Origin of the sequence: Mesotoga infera, assembly GCA_011045915.1 — a bacterium.
Lineage (GTDB): Bacteria > Thermotogota > Thermotogae > Petrotogales > Kosmotogaceae > Mesotoga > Mesotoga infera_D.
In genome coordinates, this window is the sequence record DSBT01000081.1 from 1 (window position 1) to 6,415 (window position 6,415).

Annotated in this window: 4 protein-coding genes; all 4 read right to left on the bottom strand. The window is 46.5% G+C overall.

From position 1 onward, the window contains the following. The coding region (locus ENN47_02675) for a hypothetical protein (protein ID HDP77091.1) at positions 1–909 on the bottom strand (909 nt) is incomplete at its 3' end. Between the two features lie 106 nt (positions 910–1,015). Continuing rightward, complete coding sequence (locus ENN47_02680) at positions 1,016–2,149, bottom strand: hypothetical protein (protein HDP77092.1); 1,134 nt, start codon at positions 2,147–2,149, stop codon at positions 1,016–1,018. 369 nt (positions 2,150–2,518) lie between these two features. Beyond that, complete coding sequence (locus tag ENN47_02685; GenBank protein ID HDP77093.1) at positions 2,519–5,620, bottom strand: hypothetical protein; 3,102 nt, start codon at positions 5,618–5,620, stop codon at positions 2,519–2,521. Next, entirely contained in the window at positions 5,601–6,365 is a 765-nt protein-coding gene (locus tag ENN47_02690; GenBank protein ID HDP77094.1) for a DUF2961 domain-containing protein, read from the bottom strand. Before ENN47_02690 ends, ENN47_02685 begins: the two co-directional genes overlap by 20 nt. Between the last annotated feature and the right edge of the window lie 50 nt (positions 6,366–6,415).

Below are 6,415 nucleotides of genomic sequence, written 5' to 3' on the forward strand. Positions count from 1 at the left end.
CACATTGCCACTCATGTCGTGTATTCCCAACCCATTGGGCTCCTTCTCTCCGACGGGCCATGTTGAGATACTATCCACAATGTCATTGTGAGCATTCTCTCGGTACCATGCGACTTCATCCGGGTCGTTGCTTCCCGAGTACTTAAACAATGACTCTGAATCTCCGCCTCTTGCGGCGAATTCCCACTCAGCTTCCGTGGGTAAGCGAAACCCAATTACCTCAGACGGGTCATCTGTAATGCCCCCTGCTTGGTCAAGTAGATTTCCGAATTCGTCATACGCTCTTGCCAGTCCGGCTTTGTCGCTCAACCAGTTGCAGTATTCAGTTACCTCATACCAGGAAACGGAAATCACCGGTCTCCTTTGCCTTCCCCAGGAGAAATCTTTAGGTTTAGTTATGTCCATATCATCACAGAAAGCATCGAACTCATCAAAGGTGACCTCATACTTTCCGATGAAGTAGTCGTAATCTATAGTTACTTCGTGCAGAGGTAATTCATTCTCGTATCCGTCTCCCCAGTTGTCCCCCATTGTGAACTTTCCGCCTTCAACTAATATCATCTCTTCAATGGCAACGAAATTCCAGGAGATGATATTTGAGAATGTACCTTCGTTGTCTTCGGCCTTCACTTCAAATGAATGAACCCCGGTTCCGTAATCATTCCAGACGTATTCTGTTTCAAGTCCATAGTCATCCCAACCTGCTTCATCGACATTGACGTAGTACTTCGCAATCGTGCCGTCTGGATCCGATGCGCTCCACTCGAGAACGTTCGCTGAACAATCTATTACTCCTTCAGACCCACCGATCTTCTGGAGAACTGGCGGATGATTCTCCCTGGGCTTCTTACACCCTGCAAGCATCACTGCAAACACAACTATCAGCAGTAGTATCAAGAGTCTCTTCATTTCTTCTTAACCCCCTTTTCTTTCGGTAATCGGTTGAGAACATATTATACTCATCATATTGTTTCTCTTTACTCTATCATCTTCTAATGTGAGTTCAGAAGTATCGCTACTGAGCGATTCTACCGATTCTGAACCCGGCTAAGCTTGCGAAATCCGTGGGAAGGGCAGCAAACCGATAAGATACACGGATATTCTCTTCGGGGAAGGCCCAGCAACCGCCTCGACAAATCCGGTGAGTTCCGCTGGAAACGTACGGATTTGTTTTTTGAGAAGCGGTATATTCAGAGTAGAAGTCGGTGCACCACTCAAGCACGTTACCGCTCATGTCATAAATACCAAGAGCGTTTGGTTCGAGCTGGCCAACCGGGTGGGTCTTATCGTTGGAGTTGTAATCGTACCAGGCTACCAGTGAAGGGTTGTCGCTTCCAGACCACTTGTATTCGGAGTTGTGTTCCCCTCCACGTGAGGCATATTCCCATTCGGCTTCCGTCAACAATCTGTATCCCAGTACTTCTGTAATGTCCGTCGTTACCTTTCCCTCTGAATCGAGCAACTGACCTTCGTTGACTTCGCAACGAGTTATGTAGGCAGAAGGCAGGCCATCCTTTTCACTCAACCAGTTGCAGTATTCTATTGCCATCCACCATGGCACATTGATTACGGGCCTGCTGCCCATTCCCCAGCCTTCATCGGAGGGGATTACGGCTCCCTTATCTACACAGAACTCATTGTACTCGTTGAAAGTGACTGGATGCTTCCCCACAAAGAAATCGTAGGCGAGTTCAACCGGATGGGTTGGTTTCTCAATATTTAAGCCGTCGCCCCAGGTGTCTCCCATGGTGAAAGAACCCCCGCTCACAAAGACGAAGTCTCCCAAATAGGGTTCAAATGAGAGGAAAGTGAAAGTCCAGATTATCGGTTCAGAAGCGAGTCCTTTGTCATCTTTCGCCCTGACCTCAAAAGTATGATCTCCTTCTTTATAACCGCACCAGGTATAACTGGTCTTTGTACCGTGATCAATCCATTGTCCGCCGTCTGCCCTATACTGATACAGAGAGACGTAGCCATCGTCGTCATAACCGAGCCACTCAAATGTAATGCAGTCATCAAGGGTGTCGCCAGAAGGTCCGGAGGATTCTTTCTCGATCAAAGGTGGTTGATTACTCCTGAAAATGCATGAGGGCGTCAAGAATAGTACAAATGATAGGAAAAGAGCAAAGAAAAACAGTTTGAGTTTCATTGTGTTTCCACCTCCATGATGCGCTGGTGCTGAGATAGGCCGAAATTGCAGAAGGAGGCAGGTTCCAACTCATGCCAACTCATGAAGTGCCCCTCTTCACTTGACAGGCCAAATGTTGAGCACAACAACGCCAAATAAATGAGTTCATCTATTCGAGAACGTCTTGTAGGGTAGATCTCAGAACTAATGATCAAACAAATTGCATCTGGCTATGCGCCAAAAGAGAATCTAGTAGGGAATTTAATGAAGTGAAAAGACTGCAGACTTCAACAAATAGTCGATTTCTCGTCGACGCCACAACTACATACTATCAGACTTCTCTTTCTCAGCAGAGGTAAATCTACAGTTGTCGCCTTTTCGCGATACTGCCTAAGCATTTCGTGAATGAGCCTTAAGAAGAACAGTCACCGTTTTGTATGAACTGCTCTTATTGCCCTTCACGATGAGTTCGTTGCCCACAATATCGGCGTTCTCGGCTTCGATTTTCCTGGATGCCATAATAGGAATGTAAGTAATCTTTCCCGGTGATCTAATAATCAGCTGCCAGCATTCAGATTCCGATATTCTCCTAACTGCTATTATCCTGGGTTGTGAACTCTTTTTGCCTTTGGTGAGCTGTGGTTCAACTGGAAGGATCAAGAACGGAGCTGTATAAGTAATCAAAATGTCCAGCTTCTTTCCCGATATACTGGTGTCGAGTTCAACTCTCTTTGATGTGATTCCGTCGAGGGTTCTTACGGGAAGCGGTTCGTTGTTGACAGAAATCCCAACATCACTTGATTGTTTGGGTATCCACGGTGTGAAACGTACAGGGATTTCCTTCTCCATATGAATTCTAAAATGCTGCGTTACTTCTATCCAGTCACTAATCAGTGTCGTACATTCATATGACAACGACAGACAGTTGCTCCCCGACGCTAGACAGGGAGCTTCTACTCTCCTGAGGCTCAACGGTATTGATGGCTGAAAGTCAATGATACCCTCGATCATGTTTGGAGCGAAGCCAAGCACACCTTCGTAGAATGGTTGAAATCCCATTGTTTCAGACCAGGCCTGATGAGGACATATCCCGGACAGTGAGTAGGTATTCCCATGTAGAACTTCCGGGATATACCCTGTTGAAAAGTCCTTATTTGTGTATAGATTGGCAAGCATATGATTGTGAGCGTCAAGATCCGCCCCAAGTCTGAACTGAGCCAAAGCAGCCCAACCGGTAAATAGAGGCCAGACGCTTCCCTCATGATAGCCTTTGGGATTGAATATCCCTGAGCTCTTCCCTATTATTCTTACCCCCCAGTCGGTGGAAAAGTCATCACTAGCCAGATCTTCGATTTGGGCGGAGATTCTTTCGTGAGGCACACAGTTGAAGATCAAACCCATTGAAGACATAATCGTTCTGAATTTCATTTGCTTTCCCGCTTCATCTATTCCTAGTGCAAAACCCATCTCAGGATCGTATAGTTTTTCGAGGCCAATCAAGCATCGTTCTTGTAGATCTGACAAATGAGACTTAACCCTTTCCTCTCCAAGATAACCGGAAAGCATTCCTATGCCCCTGAGAGCTGCAATCCATATGCAGTTCAAATAGAATGAGGCCTTAGCGCCGTACAGTTTTCCCCCTTCGATCCAGCCGTGGCCAGCAATAGTGTTTTCAATAAGACCGTCACGATCTGAATCGGTTTCTGAGCAGTAGTCTAGAGCTTTCTCTATTCTGCCCCAGTTTTTCCTTGCAAATTCTATATCGCCACTCTGCAAGCAGTACCTATACATCGCGTAAAGATAGAGGGGAGTGGAATCGGCGGCGTCATAGTGAACAACGTTGCTGGTAGTGAGTTCATGATAGATCTTTCCATCGATTCTCTGGAATTTCATTAGAAGTTCTAGGTTCTCTTTGACGGTGGTGAAGTCTCCAATGTCGAGAAATCCCAGTGAGCACCAGAGGCTGTCTCGGCCGAAGTACCAGGCATAGCCGGGCCTCGCACTGAACCAGCCTGGTCTACTGGAAGCATATCCAGCTACAAGGCCAGTTCCAAGATTCGGTACGGTCACTCTGAACTTGATTGCTCCAATTCTTGCCATGTCAAGAGCCTCATTGAGTCTTGAGTCATCTGTTATGATCCTCCCCTTCTCGAGGTACTTCAGGTAGAATTCGTTGGCCTTGAGTATCTCATCTTGCATATCGATTTGCTTCGGGAGCTCTTCGTCTTCGATACATGAGATCACCGAGAGTACGGCCGTTCCTGTCACTTTGCTGCTAATCGTCACTGAGATCTCTTTGTCAATCCTATCCAGAGATAGTGATAATGGACTCGAGAAGATGAACAGGCTCTTGATCTGGGCGTCCTCGGTCTGAAGAATGAACCCTTTATCAAGTTTGGTGAACCGTTTTTCTCCATTGAAAGCATCATCCATTGGCCACATTATCCTGAGATCAGATTCGATACGAACATCGATCTTGTGTTCTGTGTAGTCGTAGAAGTCGAACTGAAAGAACAGATAGGGGTTCTCTAGACTACAGAAGACAGTTATCTCTCCACAACAAAGTCTATATACGACTCTTTCGGGTGCGTAGAGAACACTATTGAGCGCTTTTGACATGTGTTCTCCATCTATGGAGAACTCCATGGATCTCAAGATTCGGAAGGGATGCACCCAGACTTCTTCAATTCTGTGGACAGAGACATTCGCAAGAATACGTCGGCCTGTGGAATTGATGTAACCTTTGGCGTTTTCGATTTCGATAGACGGAACTGGCCAGTTAGTAACTGACCAGACTGATGGAAGTTTTTGATCTGAAGACTCTGAAGTCTGAACAAATACCGAGTTCGATTCTATCCAGTATTCGCCTTGTCTGTCAGGAGAAAGCATCCAGAGGATGCTATTCTCGATGAACCTTCTTGCTTCGGAATTATACGGATTATCGGTTTCCTCAAACGAAAGATAGCCTCCGATAGAGAGAACTGGAAAGCCTCCGATATCATGAAGCCAAATCAGTTTTCTGTCCCTAATATAGCTTATATATCTCTTCTCGACGGCCACTACCTTTGCTCTACTGCCAAGATAGTAGAAGACATTCGGTATCTCTTCAAGGCTGTTGAGATGGGTGCTGTAGAAGCCTCCAAACAATCCTTCAAACAGAGGGTGGTTCTTATAGCATTGAAATCCCCTTTTGTCCCACGGGGAGCTGTCCATAAACACTCTTTGTTCTTCAATAGTGCCGGCATCCTCAACGCCAATCGTTTCAATCATTCTTACGGCCTTTCCAATTAGGACTATTGGTTTGGCCCCTATTGATGGCGATAGAGATTTCAGATCCGGTACGATGTTGTTCAGTATTATCAGTTCATTCTTGTCGCAATCAACTCTCGCACTGGTTTGGTATCCAGCCTTCTGAATAATCTCAGCGAGGTGGTTTCCCTTCTCTTCAACGACACAGATCATCTGCAGTTTCTTACCTCGACCACAGTTCATCTTGCGAGTATCTCTTCGAAAAGTTCGAATGAGGCTCCCTTTGATACCAGTAAGCTACAGTGGCAATGTCGTCTGTCAATGGCTGGAATGTTTTGTCGGGATACCAGCCAAGCGCTTGCACTGTTACTTTGATTGAGTTGCTGAACCGTATGGGGTCAGGGATATGCCAGCGATAGAGGCCGTGTCTGGGAACCTGTCCCTCATCTCTTTTCCATAGAGGGTAACCGCAGAAAGGAGCGGAGAAGGACTCCCCAAAACACCAGGCGCCTCCAAAATAATCTTCGGTTCCCGTTGTACAGATACTTGGGTCTTCTTCACCGTCAATGAAGAACTTGACTTCTCCCTCTCCCCACCAGCCGTTTGAGAACTGAGTCCAGGAGGCAACCGTGCCCACATAATGACCGATGCCGCGAACACAGTCAAGGATTACATGTTCCGGACACTCTCGAGTGGTCATCGATCTTCTCCAATCTGCATGGAAGTATGCAGCTGATTCAGGTATACTCCCCAGTGAGTAGTCAATCTGATAGAAGAAGTTTTGAAAAGGCTTTGGAGAGAGGTTCTCAACTTCAATTCTCGCGCAGTTTTCGAAAGGCATCGGCCAGTAGCAGTTGAATCCGCCCGATGGGTTTACCGCCACTGGAAGCGAGTTAATGTTGTATCTCAATCCGTGCGTGCAACCAAAGAAGTCACCTAGCGGAGCTTCAACTGAAGGAGATTGTTCGTTATCCCAGTAGAACCTTATCAAGCAGCTTCTGTATGCGCTACTGTCAACGGTTATCCAGATGTGCCTTA

What these genes read in the sequence shown, in the direction of transcription:
- ENN47_02685 (HDP77093.1), bottom strand. Translation starts at nt 5,620, where the DNA reads ATGAACTGTGGTCGAGGTAAGAAACTGCAGATGATCTGTGTCGTTGAA.
- ENN47_02680 (HDP77092.1), bottom strand. Translation starts at nt 2,149, where the DNA reads ATGAAACTCAAACTGTTTTTCTTTGCTCTTTTCCTATCATTTGTACTA.